Genomic DNA, 18528 nt, shown 5'->3' with positions numbered 1-18528 from the left:
TATTACTAAAAATGTTGCGCGTCTGATGCACGCCCAGCATTTTTTATGCACTAAAAGGACATAACCTCATCTCCCTCTCTTTTTATGCCCCACACAACAGTCTGTTTTCATTAAGATAAAAAGAATAAATCCGCTGCGCTCACAGTTTGCATGCACTGCATTAATAGCAAAATAAAAATAACTATTTTTCCGTGAACTTCTCTTCACGGCATTAAACAGATTCCATAATGAATAATCATGCAAACAGAAAATAAAAATCAATGATAATCAATATGTTGCGACATTCACCCTTAGGAATAAACTTACATATTTTTAACACTTCAAAATAATTAAAAACGATTTATCGTATAATTATGCATTCATCAACCCCAGTTAAATTACCGTTCTCTGACAGCCATCAATTAATAACAAAACAAATAAAAACCACCTTGAGCGCGTGATAAATCTCACATTAAATGGTTGTGAAGAAATTAATATACGCCTCGAAGAAAACTTTACAGGTTAATAAAATCGCGACGCAATATTCATTGCGCCAATGGCACGTCTATCTCCGAATTAATGCAAAGGAATAGTCATGGACAAACATTATGTCGGCTCCGAAATAGGTCAACTACGCAGCGTGATGCTGCATCGCCCAAACCTCAGCCTGAAAAGACTTACCCCTTCAAACTGTCAGGAATTGTTATTTGACGATGTGCTTTCCGTTGAGCGCGCCGGTGAAGAGCACGACGTTTTTGCCAATACGCTGCGCGGCCAGGGCGTGGAAGTTATGCTGCTAACCGACCTGCTGACGCAAACGCTGGACGTCAGCGATGCCAAGGCCTGGCTGCTGAACACCCAGATTTCAGACTATCGGCTCGGGCCGGCATTCGCCTCGGACGTTCGCGGCTGGCTGGCCGATATGCCACATCGCGAACTCGCCCGTCGCCTTTCCGGCGGGCTGACCTACGGGGAAATTCCGACACATATTAAAAATATGGTCGTGGATATTCATGCCACAACAGACTTTATTATGAAGCCGCTCCCCAACCATTTATTCACCCGAGATACTTCCTGCTGGATTTATAACGGCGTCTCTATTAACCCAATGGCAAAAGCCGCTCGTCAGCGCGAAACAAATAACTTAAGGGCCATTTATCGCTGGCATCCGGCATTCACCGACGGGAAATTCATTAAGTATTACGGTGACGAAAATATTAATTACGATCATGCCACGCTGGAAGGCGGTGACGTATTAGTGATTGGCCGAGGTGCGGTATTAATTGGCATGTCCGAACGAACCACCCCTCAGGGCATTGAGTTCCTCGCTGAATCATTATTCAGGCATCAACAGGCAACACGCGTAATTGCCGTCGAGCTACCGAAGCACCGCTCCTGTATGCACCTCGATACCGTCATGACTCATCTCGATCTCGACACCTTCTCCGTTTACCCGGAAGTCGTCCGCAAAGACGTGCAGTGCTGGACGTTAACCCCTGACGGCCACGGCGGCATCAAACGCCAGCAGGAAACCAGCCTGGTGAACGCCATCGAAAAAGCGCTGGGTATCGATCAGGTCAAGCTCATCACCACCGGCGGCGATGCTTTTGAAGCCGAGCGCGAACAGTGGAACGACGCCAACAACGTGCTGACCGTTCGCCCCGGCGTGGTCATCGGCTACGAACGCAATATCTGGACCAACGAGAAATACGATAAAGCCGGGATCACCGTCCTGCCTATTCCAGGCGATGAACTGGGCCGCGGACGTGGCGGCGCGCGCTGCATGAGCTGCCCGCTGGAACGCGACGGGATTTAAGGGAGGAAAGCATATGCAACAGAAACCCACTCTAGTAGTCGCGCTCGGCGGGAATGCCCTGCTGAAGCGTGGTGAACCGCTGGAAGCCGACCTGCAGCGTAAAAATATTGAGCTGGCGGCAAAAACTATCGCCCAGCTCACCCACGCCTGGCGCGTGGTGCTGGTGCACGGCAACGGTCCGCAGGTCGGCCTGCTGGCCCTGCAAAACAGCGCCTACCAAAACGTAAGTCCTTATCCGCTGGACGTTCTCGGCGCTGAGAGCCAGGGAATGATCGGCTACATGCTGCAGCAGGCGCTGAAAAATCATCTGCCTGACCGCGAAGTCAGCGTGCTGCTGACTCAGGTTGAAGTGGATCCGCAGGATCCGGCCTTTAGCAATCCGACCAAGTACATCGGCCCGGTGTACAGCAAGGAGCAGGCGGATGCGCTGGTACGTGACAAAGGCTGGTCGGTAAAAGCCGATGGCCAGTATTTCCGCCGCGTGGTGCCGTCCCCGCTGCCTAAACGCATCGTCGAGAGCGATGCCATTACGGCGCTAATCCAGCGTGACCACCTGGTTATTTGTAACGGCGGCGGCGGCGTGCCGGTGGTGGAGAAAGCCGATGGCTACCACGGGATTGAAGCTGTCATTGATAAGGATCTTTCCGCCGCATTGCTGGCTCGCCAGATAGAGGCCGACGCCCTGCTGATCCTCACTGACGCAGACGCCGTTTATCTCAACTGGGGCACACCAGCGCAGCGCCCGCTCACCAGCGTGACGCCAGCCGAGCTTGAAAGCATGAGCTTCGATGCAGGCTCGATGGGGCCAAAAGTGTCCGCCTGCAGTCACTTTGTCGCCAGTTGCCACGGTATCGCCGGGATAGGCGCCCTGGAGGATGGCCCGGCAATTCTGGCCGGGGAGAAAGGCACGTTAATTAGGGAGCCGTGAAAGCCCCCTCACCCTAACCCTCTCCCCAGGGGGAGAGGGGATAAAACCGAGCCGCCTGCACTTCCTCCTCCCCTCGGGGAGAGGGGACAGGAAACGAAACAGAATCACCAGCATTTCCCCCCTCTCCCTTCCAGGGAGAGGGCCGGGGTGAGGGTAAAAAAACTTCTCATTCAAAGGATAACGAAAATGACTATCAACCTAAAAAACCGTAATTTCCTGAAACTCCTCGACTTCAAACCGGCAGAAATTCAGTACCTCATCGACCTGGCCCGTGAACTGAAGGCCGCCAAACAGGCCGGAACGGAGAAAAAAACGCTATGCGGTAAAAACATCGCGCTGATTTTCGAGAAAACCTCCACCCGTACCCGCTGCGCCTTTGAGGTTGGCGCGTTTGACCAGGGCGCGCTGGTGACCTATCTGGGGCCAAGCGGCTCGCAAATCGGCCATAAAGAATCCATGAAAGATACCGCTCGCGTGCTGGGGCGGATGTACGACGGGATTGAATACCGCGGCTATGGCCAGGACATTGTCGAAGAGCTGGGGGAATACGCTGGCGTGCCGGTCTGGAACGGGCTAACCAATGAATTTCACCCGACCCAGATCCTCGCCGACCTGATGACCATGCTGGAGCACGCTCCGGGTAAAAAACTGCAGGATCTCTCCTTCGCTTATCTCGGCGATGCCCGTAACAACATGGGCAATTCCCTGATGGTGGGCGCAGCCAAAATGGGCATGGATATTCGTCTTGTCGCGCCGAAAGCCTTCTGGCCTGAAGCGGCGCTGGTCGAGCAATGCCGCGCCATCGCCAAAGAAACCGGTGGCCGCATCATGCTGACGGACAGTGTGGAAGAAGGCGTTGCGGGCGTGGATTTCCTCTACACGGACGTTTGGGTTTCGATGGGCGAGCCTAAAGAAGCCTGGGCTGAACGCGTAAGTATCATGACGCCCTACCAGATTAACCAGAGCGTTCTTAATGCGACCGGCAACCCGAACGTCAAGTTCATGCATTGCCTGCCTGCCTTCCATAACGAACACACCAAAGTCGGCAAAGAGATCGAAGAAACCTACGGCCTGAAGGGGCTGGAAGTGACCGAGGAAGTCTTTGAGTCAACACACTCCATTGTCTTCGACGAAGCCGAAAACCGCATGCACACCATTAAAGCCGTGATGGTCGCCACGCTCGGCGCGTAACGCTGTCGGGCAGTGGGAACCCCTCGCTGCCCGTATTGCCCTTGTGCTGCTTCGCGCAGCGGGAGAAAAGGAAATGGCCGATGTTACCCATGAAGGTGCCGCAGACACCTCCACAAGCAGTGAAAGAAAACTCGGACTCAGCGCGCTGGTGGCGCTGGTTATAGGCTCCATGATTGGCGGGGGCGTTTTCAGCCTGCCGCAAAACTTTGCTTCGGTAGCGTCCCCCAGCGCATTGCTGATCGGCTGGGCCATTACCGGCGTCGGCATGCTTTGCCTGGCGTTTATTTATCAGAATCTCAGCGCTCGCTGCCCGGATCTTGACGGCGGCGTTTACAGCTATGCCCGGGCCGGGTTTGGCGACTTTATTGGCTTCCAGTCCGCCTGGGGCTACTGGTTCTCCGCCTGGCTGGGGAACGTCTCTTACGCGGTGCTGCTGTTCAGCGCCATGAGCTTTTTCATCCCGGTGTTTGGCGATGGAAACAACCTGCCGTCGATTATCGGCGCCTCCATCGTGCTTTGGTTAGTTCATGCCCTGGTACTTCGCGGGGTACGAGAAGCCGCCTACATCAACACCATCCTCACCGTAGTCAAGGTCATCATTCTGCTGGTCTTTATTGTCGCGGTGCTGATTGCCTTTCGGATTGGTGTGTTCACGGCGGATTTCTGGGGCCGCATGATGCTGGTCGAAGGATCTCGCCCGGAAATTTTCGACCAGGTTAAAAACACCATGCTGGTCACCACCTGGGTGTTTATCGGCATTGAAGGGGCAACCGTTGTTTCTGCCCGGGCCGCAAAACGTGAGGATATCGGTAAGGCGACGGTCATTGGTCTGCTGGGCGCGCTGGCGATTTACGTGCTGGTCAGCGTGCTGTCGATGGGGATCCTCGATCAGGCGAGCCTGGCCGGGCTGAAGAATCCGTCGATGGCCGGCGTGCTGGAAAGCGTGGTCGGGGCATGGGGAGCGAAGTTCGTTGCCGGAGGCGTGATTCTGTCCGTAGCCGGCGCGCTGCTGGCCTGGACGCTGTTTGCCGCAGAATTACCGCGTGTCGCGGCAATTGATGGCATTTTCCCTAAAATTTTCGCCAAAGAGAACGCCCGTCATTCGCCTTCGTTTTCACTGTGGATCACCAATGGCTTAATTCAGCTCTTCCTGATCCTTACCCTGTTCTACGCCGCCGGCTACCAGGCGCTGTTCTCCATTGCCACGGCGGCCATTTTACCTCCGTACCTGTTCAGCGCGGCCTACGGGCTGAAGCTGGCCTGGACCGGGGAGCGCTATGGACAGGGGGAATCACGAACCGGCGGCATCGTGCTTGGCCTCGTTGCAACAGTTTACGGCTTCTGGCTTTGCTACGCCGCAGGCGATTCGATGTTGCTCAGCTCGCTGTTATTCACGCCGGGCATTCTGGTGTTCCTGTGGCAGAAAAAAACCCAGGGTCAGCCGCTGCTGAAAAGCTATGAACTGGCGATCTCCGTGGCCATTCTGGCTCTGGCCGCATGGACATTAAAACTGGTCATAAGTGGAAATTTACAGATAGCCTGACGCCATTAACGCCACGATTGTGGCGTTAAACGCTTCATCTCAAACCATTGGCGACATTTTAAAAAGATAAAATTAATAAAAATCATTTCTATCAATAAATTATGTTCATCAACCGTGCAATGAAAACGCACCGGCCATCACAGGAGTGTATAGAGATCATGAGGACATCCCGCCTCTCGTTCGAGAAAGAGCAGCGCCAGCTTGAACTGTGCCAACAGCTCATCAGCCACAAGAGTTATCACTCCCAGGAGCAACTGCGCCATGACCTGAAACAGCACGGCTTCGAAGCCATCAGTCAGTCCACCGTCTCCCGCCTGCTCAAGCTGCTGGGCGTTATCAAATTACGCAATGCCAAAGGGCAAAAAATCTATGCTCTTAGCCCGCAGACTTTGCCCCAGCCCAACGCAGCGCGTTCGGTGGCCGAAATGGTGTTAAGCGTTGAGCACAACAGTGAATTTGTCATGGTGCATACGGTGTCAGGCTACGGCAAAGCGATAGCAAAAATTCTCGATCATCACGCCATCGCCGAGATTTTGGGCGTGGTCGCCGGCAGCAGCGTGGTCTGGATTGCGCCGCGTGAAGTGCAAAAAACGCCGCTGGTGCATCGCCGCATCATGCGTATGCTGGGCCAGGCCTGAATGCACCGCAACCGATTGCAGCGCCCCTGAAAAAGTGTGATTTTAGCGCTTGCAGAGAACACCCACGCGCGTATAATGCGCCACAATTTGCCGGGAGGAAGCATGGTTTACTGTGTTCAAAAAAATGTCGCAGCTCGACGTCTGAAAGCAGACGCGGCAGGGCGTTTTTCTTCCCGTTGCACCGTCGAATTTCTAAATTCCCAAATATCAGGCCCCGCTTTAAGGGGCCTGATGTTATTGGCAAAGTACATTGTTCCCGTCGGTCCTGAGCACCGCTCTAATAGAAGCAATGAATTATGCCTTCTGATTTACACCAAACAGCCGAAAACCACGCTTTTCGGCTGTTTGTCATCAATCTTAGGCCCCTCGTTGAGGGGCCTTTTTTTTGCCCGTCGGCCCGAGAACAGGAGAGAAGCATGACTAACCCGCTCTATAAAAAACACATCATTTCCATCAATGATCTCAGTCGTGAAGAACTTGAACTGGTGCTGGCAACCGCGGCAAAGCTAAAAGCTAATCCACAGCCGGAGTTGCTGAAGCACAAAGTTATCGCCAGTTGCTTCTTTGAAGCGTCGACCCGAACCCGTCTCTCTTTTGAAACCTCCATTCACCGTCTGGGCGCGTCCGTGGTGGGTTTCTCCGACAGCAGCAACACTTCGCTGGGCAAGAAAGGTGAGACGCTGGCGGATACCATCTCCGTCATCAGTACCTACGTGGACGCCATTGTGATGCGCCACCCGCAGGAAGGCGCGGCTCGCCTGGCCACCGAGTTTTCCGGTGAGATCCCGGTGCTGAACGCCGGTGACGGCGCGAACCAGCACCCGACCCAAACCCTGCTGGATTTATTCACCATTCAGGAAACTCAGGGCCGCCTGGAGAACCTGAATATCGCCATGGTCGGCGACCTGAAATATGGCCGCACCGTGCATTCGCTGGCCCAGGCGCTGGCGAAGTTCAACGGCAACCGCTTCTATTTCATCGCGCCAACTGCCCTGGCGATGCCGCAGTACATTCTCGACATGCTGGATGAAAAAGGCATTGTCTGGAGCCGCCACGAGTCTATCGACGAAGTGGTAGGCGAGCTGGACATTCTGTATATGACCCGCGTGCAGAAAGAGCGTCTGGATCCGTCTGAGTACGCCAACGTTAAGGCGCAGTTTATCCTGCGCGCCGCCGACCTGGCCGGCGCACGCGGCAACATGAAGGTACTGCACCCGCTGCCGCGCGTGGATGAGATCACCACCGACGTAGACAGCACGCCGCATGCCTGGTACTTCCAGCAGGCCGGGAACGGTATTTTTGCTCGCCAGGCGCTGCTGGCGCTGGTGTTGAATCGCGAACTGGTTTAAGTGAGAGGACAAGAAGATGACGCACGATAATAAATTACAGGTTGAAGCCATCAAGCGCGGCACCGTTATCGACCACATTCCGGCTCAGGTTGGCTTTAAGCTGCTGACCCTGTTCCAGCTGACCGAAACCGACCAGCGTATTACCATCGGCCTGAATTTGCCGTCCCGCGAGCTGGGCCGCAAAGATCTGATCAAAATTGAAAATACTTTCCTGACCGACGAGCAGGTGAATCAGCTGGCGCTGTACGCTCCGCACGCCACGGTGAACCGCATCGACGAATACGAAGTGGTGGGCAAAAGCACCCCAAGCCTGCCGGATCGCATCGAGAAAGTGCTGCTGTGCCCGAACACCAACTGCATCAGCCACAACGAGCCGGTGGCTTCTTCGTTCGCCGTGAAGCAGCGCGCCGACGATATCAGCCTGAAGTGCAAGTATTGCGAGAAAGAGTTCGCTCGCCACGTGGTTCTGGTAGATTAACGGCGACTAATGACAAGCAACTTCCCGTCCCTATAATGGGCGGGAGTTTATATCCAATACTAAGGAGAAAGTATGTCACGTACGCTTAGCACGGAAAATGCACCGGCCGCTATCGGTCCTTATGTTCAGGGTGTCGATCTCGGGAGCATGATCATCACTTCCGGGCAGATCCCGGTGAACCCAAAAACCGGCGAAGTGCCGGAAGATGTAGCCGCTCAGGCTCGTCAGTCCCTGGAAAACGTGAAGGCTATCGTTGAGTCCGCGGGCCTGAAAGTGGGCGACATCGTGAAAACCACCGTGTTTGTGAAAGATCTGAATGATTTCGCGACCGTGAACGCCACCTACGAAGCCTTCTTCAACGAACATAACGCGACCTTCCCGGCTCGCTCTTGCGTTGAAGTAGCTCGTCTGCCGAAAGACGTAAAAATCGAAATCGAAGCTATCGCCGTTCGCCGCTAGTTCGCCGCCGCGCTTTACTTCTGGCCCCGCTTTCACGGGGCCATTTCTTTCTTACTTCACGGCAGCCCGCAGCAGTTTCTCCAGCGGATACACCGCCGCAATCACCACTTCATCACGAGTCTGCGCCGCAGCATCCAGCTGAGCCTGAATGGCTTTCAGCTCGTCATCGCTGAGCGAACCTTGCTTCGCCACCAAATCCGTCAGCCTTAAGCCCAGCCCGGCGAGCTTGTCCACGTCTTCAGCAACCGGCTTAAGCGGTTTTAGCTCGTAGTTGCCGTCGATCAGCGCCAATACATCCGGGGTGTTGTTCTGCCAGCGAGTGAAGATATGGCGCAACGCTTCCGCACTGTTCCCGTCTTCCCTGTCGGCAATCAGTTTGTCCACCCAACCGTTAATCGCCCTGACCTGCCCACTTTCTGCCCCAAGCGCATCGGCAAAGCGGTTCAGCGGCTCAAAGTGGTTGTAATTCCCTGCCTGGAATTTCAGATGCTGGCGCGTGTAGTACTGCGCCGGCTCAATGGCCTGGGCGAGGATTTGCAGAGGCATGATCTCCGGTGTACCAGCCAGGCGAGTGAGCTGCGTAACGGACTCGGTATGCTGACGCAGGCCAACGGACACCGTGGACCAGGCATCAATGGCCTGCATACGCTGGTACATATTGTCCACGTCTGTGACGTCTTTAGCCGACCACAGCCGCTCGGCTACGGCAAAAGTCCGTGGCCAGAGCTTGATATCCAGCAGCGGGGAGATCACGTTTTCCGCCCACAGCGCCGCTTCGCCGCCGAGGATATTGCTCATCTGCGCTTCGGTTGGGACCACAGGCTGTTTGCCATCCGGGATGCCTTCGAGCTTCTGCCCGGTCGCCGGATAGCGCACGTTGCCCACCAGGAAGTAGCCGTTAAGCTTGTCGTTTTCCAGCGTAACTACCGGGCGCGTTTCCCCCATCCAGGTGTCTACCGTAAAGGTTACCTGAGTCGGGTTCAGCCATTTTACGTCATGAACTGCACGGCGGGATTTGCCCTTGAAGTCGATAAATCCGCGCCAGCCACCGTCACTTTTCACCAGCGTAAAACTGCCTTCTACCGCGCTGCCTTTCAGGCGAGGCATGCTGAAGAACCAGCTCTGTGCGCTGTCGGCCTCGCGGATGTGATCCACCCCGTTTAGACCAACCGGCAGGACTTCATTGCGGTAGTGGTAGGCGGTGGACTGCGGCTGATCGAGGTAAAAGCCCGTGGACAGAATGCCTTTGTAGCCGTTGGCCGCAATAGCCCCCAGCGAATCCTGCCCCTGCCAGGACTGGATCAAAATGTTCTTCGGCAGATCCGGGTGATAAATCTCATCCCAGCCCATCATCTGGCGCTTATGTTTCTCGAGGATCTTCTCCAGCCGCTGGTTGAAGTACGTTTGCAGCGCGTGAGAGTCCGCCAGGTTGTGCTGCTTCATAAATTGCTGGATGGCGGCGTTTTCTTTCCACTGGGTGTCATCCACCTCATCACCGCCGATATGCAAGTAACTGTCCGGGAAAATGGCTGTAACTTCGCCAATCAGCGTATCAACAAATTTGTAGGCCGCTTCGTTTGCCGGGTTCAGCAGCGGCTTCAGGACGCCCCAGTTGCGCTCCATTTGGTAAGGCCCCGGCGCGCTCATCAGCTCCGGGTAAGCGACAGCCAGCGCGGAACCGTGGCCCGGCAGGTCGATTTCCGGCACCACGCGAATGCCCAGCGAGGTGGCATAGCGTACCACCTGTTTCATTTGCGCCTGTGTATAGAACTGCCCGTCGCTCGCCAGCTGCTGCAGCTTTGGATAATGAGTCGACGCAAAGCGCCAGCCCTGATCGTCCGTCAGGTGCCAGTGGAAGACGTTCAGCTTGGCGGCGGCCATCCCGTCCAACTGACGGAGAATGTCGTTCACCGGCATAAAGTGGCGGGCCGAATCAAGCAGCAGCCCGCGCCACGGGAAACGCGGGACATCTTTTATTTCGACATAAGGAATCGACGTGTTTTGCGGGCCATTTTGAATCAGCTGCAGCAAGGTCTCCATGCCGCGCATTGCCCCAAATCGCGTGTTAGCGGTGAGCTTCACGCCGTCCGCCGTCACGCTTAAGGCATAACTTTCGTCGCTGTCAGCTTTAGGCCGTGGGTCAACGACTTGTTTAATTTGAATAGCAATCGTGGGTTTGGCCGGCTGTGCAGCCGCAGGCTGAAGCTGCCAGCCGGTTTGCAGGCTGATACGCTGCCGCCAGCGGTCAATGGCGCCGTCGAGCTTGTCGCCGCTAATGGCGATAGACACGGCGTTAGTCAGCGGCAGGCTACCCTGCGTGGCCGGGAGTTCGACCTGCTGCGGCCAGGGCATCAACGGGAGATCTCCTGCCGGGGCGGCCTGCGCCTGGCAGGCAACGGCGATACCTGCGGCCAGCAGGCTGAAACGAAGCGATTTGAACATGGATAATCCTTTCACGTGACGGGCCAGAAAACAGCAAAAACAATCTGTTATCACGTGGAGGATTTTTCAGCAAGGCGGCGGCGAGACGTGGATCACATCTCGCCATTATTTGGATTACTGCCAGCCGTAACGGCGGCTATAGAAACCTTTTACCGCCTGAGTCAGCATCATGTAGCCTGCCAGGATGATCACCAGCAGCGGGAAGTAGCTCAGCGGCAGCGCCTGCAGGTGGAGGTAATCCGCCAGCGGGGAGAACGGCAGCGCAATCCCGAGCGCCATCACCAGCAGCGTCATCACCATCAGCGGCCAGGCCGGACGGCTTTGCAGGAACGGAATGCGACGGGTACGGATCATGTGCACAATCAGCGTCTGCGACAGCAGGCCTTCCACGAACCAGCCGGACTGGAACAGCGTTTGCGCTTCCGGGGAATTGGCTTTGAAAATCCACCACATCACGCCGAAGGTCACGATATCGAAGATGGAGCTGAGCGGCCCGAAGAACACCATAAAGCGGCCCAGGTCAGCCGGATTCCAGCGCTGCGGCTGCTTGATTTGCTCATCATCGACGTTATCAAACGGGATCGCGACCTGCGAGACATCGTACATCAGGTTCTGAATAAGTAAGTGGATCGGCAGCATCGGCAGGAACGGCAGGAAGGCACTGGCCACCAGCACGCTGAAAACGTTGCCGAAGTTGGAGCTGGCGGTCATTTTGATGTACTTGAGCATGTTGGCGAAGGTACGACGGCCTTCAATCACGCCCTCTTCCAGCACCATCAGGCTTTTTTCCAGCAGGATGATGTCGGCAGCTTCACGGGCGATATCCACCGCGCCATCGACGGAAATACCGATATCCGCGGCACGTAACGCTGGAGCATCGTTGATGCCGTCGCCCATAAAGCCCACGACATGGCCTTCACCGCGCAGCAGGCGAACGATACGCTCTTTGTGCATCGGCGTCAGGCGGGCAAACAGCGTGGTTTGCAGCGCCACACGAGCCAGCTCGTCATCGCTCATCTCTTCGATGTCGCTGCCGATAATCAGGTCGCCGACTTCCAGGCCGACTTCACGGCATACTTTCGCCGCGACCAGTTCGCTGTCACCGGTCAGGATTTTCACCGCGATGCCGCTGGCTTTCAGCGCTTTTAGCGCCGGAGCGGTGGTTTCTTTCGGCGGATCGAGGAAGGCAATGTAGCCTTCGAGGATCAGATCGGACTCATCCACGCGGCTGTAGTCTGCGCTGCGGGCTGGCAGGAATTTGGTGGCTACGGCAACGACGCGCAGCCCCTGGCTGTTTAGCGAGTCGGTTACGCTGCGAATACGCGTCAGCATCCCTTCACTAAGCGGTACGATTTCATCCCCGTGGCGCACATGGGTACAGACGTTGAGGATCTCCTGCAGCGCACCTTTACAGATAAGCTGATGCACGTCGGCCTGCTCGGAGACCACAACCGACATGCGGCGACGGTCAAAGTCGAAAGGAATTTCATCTATTTTGTGCCAGCGGGCAACCGCCGTGCGGGCGTGATCGGCATCGACGCCTTCCAGTACCGCCACGTCGAGCAGGTTTTTCAGGCCGGTTTGGTAGTGGCTATTCAGCCAGGCGGTATGCAGCACGCGATCGCTTTGTTCACCGAAGATATCGGTGTGGGTTTCCAGCACGATGCGGTCCTGCGTCAGGGTGCCGGTTTTATCGGTACACAGGATGTCCATCGCGCCAAAGTTCTGGATAGCATCCAGGTGCTTCACAATGACTTTTTGCTTCGACAGCTTGACCGCCCCGCGCGCCAGCGTGGAGGTCACAATCATGGGCAGCATTTCCGGCGTCAGGCCGACGGCAACGGAGAGCGAGAACAGCGCCGCTTCCCACCAGTCGCCCTTGGTGAAGCCGTTAATCAGCAGCACCACCGGCACCATCACCATCATGAAGCGGATCAGCAGCCAGCTTACGCGGCTGATACCCCGCTGGAAGGCGTTAGGTTCGCTTTCCTGCTGGGTGACACGTCCGGCAAGCTGGCCGAACCAGGTGTTGCCGCCGGTGGCGATAATCATCGCCAGCGCAGTGCCGCTCACCACGTTGGTGCCCATAAAGCAGAGGTTGTCGCACTCGAGCGGGTTGTGCTGGTCATGTTGGCGGCTGACGGCAACTTTCTCGACCGGCAGAGATTCCCCGGTCAGCGACGCCTGGCCAACAAACAGGTCACGCGCCTGCATCACGCGCAGGTCGGCTGGGATCATGTCGCCCGCGGCAAGCTTAACGATATCCCCCGGCACCAGCTGGTCCAGCGGAACTTCGACGTAGGCATATTCGCCCTGTTCGTTGATCACGCGCAGCACGGTGGCGGTGTTGCTGACCATCGCCTTCAGCGCATCCGCCGCGCGGGTGGAGCGGGTTTCCTGGATGAAGTTCAGCAGCGTGGAAATCACCACCATCAGCGCGATGACGCTGGCGCCAAACAGATCATCTTCCGTTGCGTAGGAGAAAATCCCCAGCGCCGTCAGCAGCAGGTTGAACGGGTTGCGGTAACAAACCCAGAGATGCACAAACCACGGCGCAGGCTGCTGCGCCGGGATCTGGTTCAGACCGTGGGTTTCGCGCGCCTTTTCGACTTCGCGAGCGTCCAGCCCTTCCGGGTGGCTGCCAAACTCAACGTAGAGCTGCTCTTCGCTGGCGGCGGCATATTTCAGGCAGGCCTGGGTCAGCGTCGCCGGAATATCGGCGGCCTTCGCCACTACTTTCCCGTCAGGCATAGGATCGCGCTGCACCAGGCGGCGCGGCAGATGGCGGCTCAGCTGGGACATCAGCTGGCGTGTGAGGTTTTTGAATTGCATAAACGTCCTTAGCACCGTCTTGAGCGGTACCTAAGTTTCCTGCAGGCGCAACAAAGCTCCATCAGGCAGGAGAGCATCAACAAGCAGGGACGTAAAAGAGAGCGGTCGTCACTGCCTTACAAAACCGGTAAGGCAGCGGGCGTTAACCTGTGGCTTACCGGAAAATTCCTGTTACTTCAGGGTGAGGACTGGGATCGGGTTCCATGTCATCTCCGGTAGCGTTGAAAGAAAAATAGCATTACGCCTTCTGGCATAATGAGAATGCCAGGTATACTACGCCCGTAAAACTAAACCGTCTGTAAACCAGATTTTGCCCATATCGGGAACGGGATAGAGCGTTAAAATTTTAATCCTGGTAAGTATATTCTAAATAATCCGGATTACAGGTTGGTGGCAAACGAGTGACAATCACTGCATTCGTGTCCCTAAGGGAACAGGGCTAGCCGCCATTGTCTAACCAGCCAATTTGCACCGTGACCGCCAGGGAAAAGAACAACCATGCAAAGTCGCCTTACCATCAAAGATATTGCCCGCCTGAGCGGCGTGGGGAAATCTACCGTTTCTCGCGTATTGAACAATGAAAGCGGCGTCAGCGCCCGCACGCGGGAAAGGGTTGAAGCGGTAATGCAGCAGCATGAGTTTTCCCCCTCCCGCTCGGCGCGCGCGATGCGGGGCCAAAGCGATAAAGTCGTCGCCATTATCGTGACCCGCCTGGACTCCCTGTCGGAAAATCTGGCGGTGCAAACCATGCTGCCTTGCCTTTACGAGCAGGGCTACGATCCGATCATGATGGAAAGCCAGTTCTCACCAGAGATGGTTGAGGAGCATCTTGGCATGCTGCGCCGCCGCAACATCGACGGCGTGATTCTGTTTGGCTTCACCGGCATCAACGAGAAAGTGCTGCAGCCATGGCGTTCCACGCTGGTGCTGATGGCGCGAGACGCCAGCGGCTTCGCTTCGGTGTGTTATGACGATGAAGGCTCTATTCACATCCTGATGTCTACGCTTTATCAGCAGGGTCACCGGGATATCAGCTTCCTTGGCGTGCCGCACGGCGACGTCACCACCGGTTACCGCCGCCACCAGGCGTATCTCGCTTTTTGCCGTGACCACGATATCGTTCCAAATGCCGCCCTGCCCGGCCTTGCCATGAAGCAGGGCTACGAGCATGTGGTTGAAGTTCTGACCCCGAAAACCACCGCCCTGCTGTGCGCCACCGACACCCTGGCGCTGGGCGCAAGCAAATATCTCCAGCAGCAAAATCGCAGCGATATTCAACTGGCGAGCGTGGGGAATACGCCGCTGATGAAATTCTTGCATCCTGAAATCATTACCGTTGACCCAGGCTACGCCGAAGCCGGTCGCGCCGCGGCTTTACAGCTGATCGGGCAGATTTCTCAGGACCAACAGCTGCGGCAAATCGTCATCCCTAGTCACCTGCAATAAAACCGCCCCTGATCGGGATTTTGTGATCTTCGCCCGATTTCGGGAACGTTCCCATTTTCGCAAAATAGAAACCTGGCTACCCTTACAACAGGTCATTACCTCCTACCCAGGGTGTTACTTATGAGCAAAGTAAAACAACAAGACATCGACAAACTGATCGAACTGGTTGGCGGGCGCGAGAATATCGCCACCGTCAGCCACTGTATTACCCGACTGCGTTTTGTGCTGAACCATCCCGAAAATGCCCATCCTAAAGAGATCGAAAATCTGCCCATGGTGAAAGGCTGCTTTACCAATGCCGGCCAGTTCCAGGTGGTTATCGGTACCGATGTGGATGATTACTACAAAGCGCTGATCGCCACGACCGGGCTGGACTCCGCCGACAAAGAGCAGGCCAAGACGGCGGCGCGTCAAAATATGAAATGGCACGAGCAGCTGATCTCCCACTTCGCAGAGATCTTCTTCCCCCTGCTGCCAGCGCTTATCAGCGGGGGTTTGATCCTCGGTTTCCGTAACGTCATTGGCGACCTGCCGATGAGCAACGGGGAAACCCTTGCCCAGATGTACCCGGCGCTGAAAACCGTCTATGACTTCCTGTGGCTGATTGGTGAAGCGATCTTCTTCTATCTGCCGGTGGGCATTTGCTGGTCTGCGGTGAAGAAAATGGGCGGCACGCCGATCCTCGGCATCGTGCTGGGCGTTACGCTGGTCTCCCCGCAGCTGATGAACGCCTACGAGCTGGGCACCAAGATCCCGGAAGTGTGGAACTTCGGCTGGTTCACTATTGAGAAAGTCGGTTACCAGGCGCAGGTTATCCCGGCGCTGCTGGCCGGCCTGGCGCTCGGCTTCATCGAAACTCGAATGAAACGTATCGTGCCGGATTATCTGTATCTGGTTATCGTGCCGGTTTGCTCGCTGATCCTGGCTGTTTTCCTGGCGCACACCGTCATCGGGCCGTTTGGCCGTATGATCGGCGACGGCGTGGCGTTCGCGGTTCGCCACTTGATGACCGGCAGCTTCGCCCCTATCGGCGCCGCGCTGTTTGGTTTCCTGTATGCACCATTGGTGATTACCGGCGTTCACCAGACCACGCTGGCCATCGACATGCAGATGATCCAGAGCCTGGGCGGGACACCGGTTTGGCCGCTGATTGCGCTGTCTAACATCGCGCAGGCTTCTGCGGTTGTCGGCATCATTATCTGTAGCCGCAAGCAGAATGAACGTGAAATCTCCGTCCCGGCGGCCATTTCTGCCTATCTCGGCGTAACCGAACCGGCCATGTACGGGATCAACCTGAAGTACCACTTCCCGATGCTGTGCGCGATGGTCGGTTCCGGCCTGGCTGGCCTGCTGTGCGGCCTGAACGGCGTGATGGCGAACGGGATTGGCGTCGGCGGTCTGCCGGGCATCCTGTCCATTCAGCCTAAGTTCTGGGGCGTCTACGCCATTGCGATTGTTATCGCGGTGATTGTGCCGATTATCCTGACTTCCATCGTCTACAAGCGTAAATTCCGCCAGGGCACGCTGCTGGTGGTGTAGTGAGATAGACCGGGGGCAGAAATGCCCCCTTTTCGTCAGAGCAAAGTGACTTTTTCTCGCTTTGTGGGTTATCAGCTGAAAATCAGCCCGTTGATTTTCCTTGTTTATTTTTGATGGCACTTACGGTTCTTTCTACTGCCAGAAGTTTGTCATCAGTTTATGGGGCAATTCAGCCCCTTCAGCTAGCAGGAACTCGCTATGAATATCACTCCTCCATGGTGGCAGAACGGCGTCATCTACCAGATTTACCCGAAGAGTTTCCAGGACACAACCGGCAGCGGGACCGGCGATCTGAAGGGCGTGATTCAGCGTCTGGATTACCTCAAAACGCTGGGTGTAGATGCCATTTGGCTGACGCCGTTTTATGTGTCGCCTCAGATAGACAACGGCTACGACGTCGCTGACTACTGCGCGATAGATCCGACCTACGGCACGCTGGAAGATTTTGATTTGCTGGTGGCCGAAGCCCACCAGCGCGGTATTCGTCTGGTGCTCGATATGGTGTTTAACCACACCTCCACGGAGCACGACTGGTTCAAGCAGGCGCAGGATAAACACAGCCCGTACCGCGGGTTCTATATCTGGCGCGACGGCACGCCGGATATTCTGCCGAATAACTGGCGTTCGAAGTTTGGCGGCAACGCCTGGCAGTGGCAGGCGGAAACCGGGCAATACTACCTGCACCTTTTCGCGCCTGAGCAGGCAGACCTTAACTGGGAAAACCCGACGGTTCGCGCCGAGCTGAAGAAGGTTTGCGAGTTCTGGGCCAACCGCGGCGTGGACGGCCTGCGCCTCGACGTAATTAACCTGGTGTCAAAAGACCAGACGTTCCCGAATGACGTGCACGGCGGTGATGGGCGTCGTTTTTACACCGATGGCCCACGGGTTCACGAGTACCTGAGGGAATTCAGCCGCGATGCCTTTAAGCCGCTCGGCCTAATGACCGTCGGCGAGATGTCCTCCACCTCGCTGGATAACTGCCAGAAATATGGCGCTCTCGACGGCAGCGAGCTGTCGATGACCTTTAACTTCCATCACCTCAAGGTGGATTATCCTGGCGGTGAGAAATGGACGCTGGCAAAACCTGACTACGTGGAGCTGAAGTCAATCTTCAACCACTGGCAGCAGGGGATGCACAACGTGGCATGGAACGCGTTGTTCTGGTGTAACCACGACCAGCCGCGCATCGTGTCCCGTTTTGGTCACGAAGGCGAGCTGCGAACCACCTCCGCGAAGATGCTGGCGATGGTGCTGCACGGCATGCAAGGCACGCCGTACATCTATCAGGGGGAAGAGATTGGGATGACCAATCCGCATTTCTCCAACATCGATCAGTACCGCGATGTGGAAAGCCTCAATATGTTTGCCGAGCTGCGAACCCTTGGGCGCGACAGCGACACGCTGATGGCTATTCTTGCCAGTAAGTCACGCGATAACAGCCGCACGCCGATGCAATGGGATGCAGGCAGTAATGCCGGCTTTAGCGAAGGCACACCGTGGATTGGCCTGTGCGATAACTACCAGACGGTCAACGCCGCAGCGGCGCTGGAGGACAAAGAGTCGGTTTTCTATACCTACCAGCAGTTGATCAAGCTGCGTAAGGCGGAGCCGGTGCTGACCTGGGGAAATTATCAGGATCTGCTGCCGGAGCACCCGCTGGTGTGGAGCTACAGCCGCCAACATGAAGGCCAGACGCTGGTCGTTGCCGCGAACCTTAGCGCGGAAGCGCAATGGCTGCAGCTGGAAGGACACGAAGGCGAATGGGAAGTACTGATGAGTAACTACGCTGATGCCGCACCGAAGCCTGCGGAGATGAGCCTGAGGCCGTTTGAGGCAGTGTACTGGGTTAAGCGTTAGTCTGATTACTGACAACCCCCAATGTCGCTTC

The 18528-nt window shown here is 56.1% G+C and carries 13 protein-coding genes; 11 read left to right on the top strand and 2 right to left on the bottom strand.

The window, feature by feature from the left end; genetic code table 11:
• Positions 1-574: 574 nt before the first annotated feature.
• The 8 genes from arcA (at position 575) to ridA (ending at position 8381) form a co-directional block, all read left to right on the top strand.
• On the top strand, positions 575-1795 hold the full coding sequence (arcA, locus tag F3J28_RS16470; RefSeq protein WP_166877855.1) for an arginine deiminase: 1221 nt from the start codon (positions 575-577) through the stop codon (positions 1793-1795).
• 13 nt (positions 1796-1808) lie between these two features.
• On the top strand, positions 1809-2723 hold the full coding sequence (locus F3J28_RS16465; protein ID WP_166877851.1) for a carbamate kinase: 915 nt from the start codon (positions 1809-1811) through the stop codon (positions 2721-2723).
• Positions 2724-2909: 186 nt separating this feature from the next.
• On the top strand, positions 2910-3914 hold the full coding sequence (gene argF, locus F3J28_RS16460) for an ornithine carbamoyltransferase (protein ID WP_166877842.1): 1005 nt from the start codon (positions 2910-2912) through the stop codon (positions 3912-3914).
• A 73-nt stretch (positions 3915-3987) separates the two neighbouring features.
• On the top strand, positions 3988-5457 hold the full coding sequence (arcD, locus tag F3J28_RS16455; RefSeq protein ID WP_166877839.1) for an arginine-ornithine antiporter: 1470 nt from the start codon (positions 3988-3990) through the stop codon (positions 5455-5457).
• A gap of 158 nt (positions 5458-5615) precedes the next feature.
• Entirely contained in the window at positions 5616-6095 is a 480-nt protein-coding gene (locus F3J28_RS16450; RefSeq protein ID WP_008454718.1) for an arginine repressor, read from the top strand.
• Positions 6096-6511: 416 nt separating this feature from the next.
• Positions 6512-7444: an aspartate carbamoyltransferase gene (gene pyrB / locus F3J28_RS16445; RefSeq protein WP_166877836.1), complete on the top strand. Its 933-nt coding sequence runs from the start codon at positions 6512-6514 to the stop codon at positions 7442-7444.
• Positions 7445-7460: 16 nt separating this feature from the next.
• Complete coding sequence (pyrI, locus tag F3J28_RS16440; protein WP_008454720.1) at positions 7461-7922, top strand: aspartate carbamoyltransferase regulatory subunit; 462 nt, start codon at positions 7461-7463, stop codon at positions 7920-7922.
• Between the two features lie 72 nt (positions 7923-7994).
• Positions 7995-8381: a 2-iminobutanoate/2-iminopropanoate deaminase gene (ridA, locus tag F3J28_RS16435; protein ID WP_008454721.1), complete on the top strand. Its 387-nt coding sequence runs from the start codon at positions 7995-7997 to the stop codon at positions 8379-8381.
• Positions 8382-8432: 51 nt separating this feature from the next.
• On the opposite strand, the gene F3J28_RS16430 is transcribed toward ridA, so the two are convergent.
• Together F3J28_RS16430 and mgtA are read right to left on the bottom strand one after the other, a co-directional pair.
• Positions 8433-10823, bottom strand: a complete 2391-nt coding sequence (locus tag F3J28_RS16430; RefSeq protein WP_166877833.1) for a beta-N-acetylhexosaminidase — start codon at positions 10821-10823, stop codon at positions 8433-8435.
• Between the two features lie 114 nt (positions 10824-10937).
• Complete coding sequence (gene mgtA, locus F3J28_RS16425; protein WP_166877830.1) at positions 10938-13655, bottom strand: magnesium-translocating P-type ATPase; 2718 nt, start codon at positions 13653-13655, stop codon at positions 10938-10940.
• A 498-nt stretch (positions 13656-14153) separates the two neighbouring features.
• Between mgtA and treR the strand changes: the two genes are divergently transcribed.
• The 3 genes from treR (at position 14154) to treC (ending at position 18497) form a co-directional block, all read left to right on the top strand.
• Positions 14154-15101 (top strand): trehalose operon repressor TreR, encoded by a 948-nt coding sequence (gene treR / locus F3J28_RS16420; RefSeq protein ID WP_166877826.1) that lies wholly within the window; start codon positions 14154-14156, stop codon positions 15099-15101.
• A 120-nt stretch (positions 15102-15221) separates the two neighbouring features.
• Positions 15222-16640, top strand: coding sequence for a PTS trehalose transporter subunit IIBC (gene treB / locus F3J28_RS16415; protein ID WP_008454726.1), 1419 nt, complete (start codon positions 15222-15224; stop codon positions 16638-16640).
• Between the two features lie 198 nt (positions 16641-16838).
• Positions 16839-18497 carry an alpha,alpha-phosphotrehalase gene (gene treC / locus F3J28_RS16410; RefSeq protein ID WP_166877824.1) on the top strand — a complete coding sequence of 553 codons (1659 nt, stop codon included), beginning with the start codon at positions 16839-16841 and terminating at the stop codon, positions 18495-18497.
• The last annotated feature ends 31 nt before the right edge of the window (positions 18498-18528 follow it).

Source organism: Enterobacter sp. Ap-1006 (assembly GCF_011752835.1).
In the GTDB taxonomy this organism is placed as follows: Bacteria; Pseudomonadota; Gammaproteobacteria; order Enterobacterales; family Enterobacteriaceae; genus Cedecea.
The sequence above is the reverse complement of the archived record's forward strand: the minus strand, read 5'-3'. Positions and strand labels throughout refer to the sequence as shown.

Excerpts from the sequence above, each read along its gene's own strand:
- treB (WP_008454726.1), top strand. The coding sequence starts at position 15,222 with ATGAGCAAAGTAAAACAACAAGACATCGACAAACTGATCGAACTGGTT.
- mgtA (WP_166877830.1), bottom strand. The coding sequence starts at position 13,655 with ATGCAATTCAAAAACCTCACACGCCAGCTGATGTCCCAGCTGAGCCGC.
- F3J28_RS16465 (WP_166877851.1), top strand. The coding sequence starts at position 1,809 with ATGCAACAGAAACCCACTCTAGTAGTCGCGCTCGGCGGGAATGCCCTG.
- F3J28_RS16450 (WP_008454718.1), top strand. The coding sequence starts at position 5,616 with ATGAGGACATCCCGCCTCTCGTTCGAGAAAGAGCAGCGCCAGCTTGAA.
- ridA (WP_008454721.1), top strand. The coding sequence starts at position 7,995 with ATGTCACGTACGCTTAGCACGGAAAATGCACCGGCCGCTATCGGTCCT.
- treC (WP_166877824.1), top strand. The coding sequence starts at position 16,839 with ATGAATATCACTCCTCCATGGTGGCAGAACGGCGTCATCTACCAGATT.
- arcA (WP_166877855.1), top strand. The coding sequence starts at position 575 with ATGGACAAACATTATGTCGGCTCCGAAATAGGTCAACTACGCAGCGTG.
- F3J28_RS16430 (WP_166877833.1), bottom strand. The coding sequence starts at position 10,823 with ATGTTCAAATCGCTTCGTTTCAGCCTGCTGGCCGCAGGTATCGCCGTT.
- treR (WP_166877826.1), top strand. The coding sequence starts at position 14,154 with ATGCAAAGTCGCCTTACCATCAAAGATATTGCCCGCCTGAGCGGCGTG.
- pyrI (WP_008454720.1), top strand. The coding sequence starts at position 7,461 with ATGACGCACGATAATAAATTACAGGTTGAAGCCATCAAGCGCGGCACC.
- pyrB (WP_166877836.1), top strand. The coding sequence starts at position 6,512 with ATGACTAACCCGCTCTATAAAAAACACATCATTTCCATCAATGATCTC.
- argF (WP_166877842.1), top strand. The coding sequence starts at position 2,910 with ATGACTATCAACCTAAAAAACCGTAATTTCCTGAAACTCCTCGACTTC.
- arcD (WP_166877839.1), top strand. The coding sequence starts at position 3,988 with ATGGCCGATGTTACCCATGAAGGTGCCGCAGACACCTCCACAAGCAGT.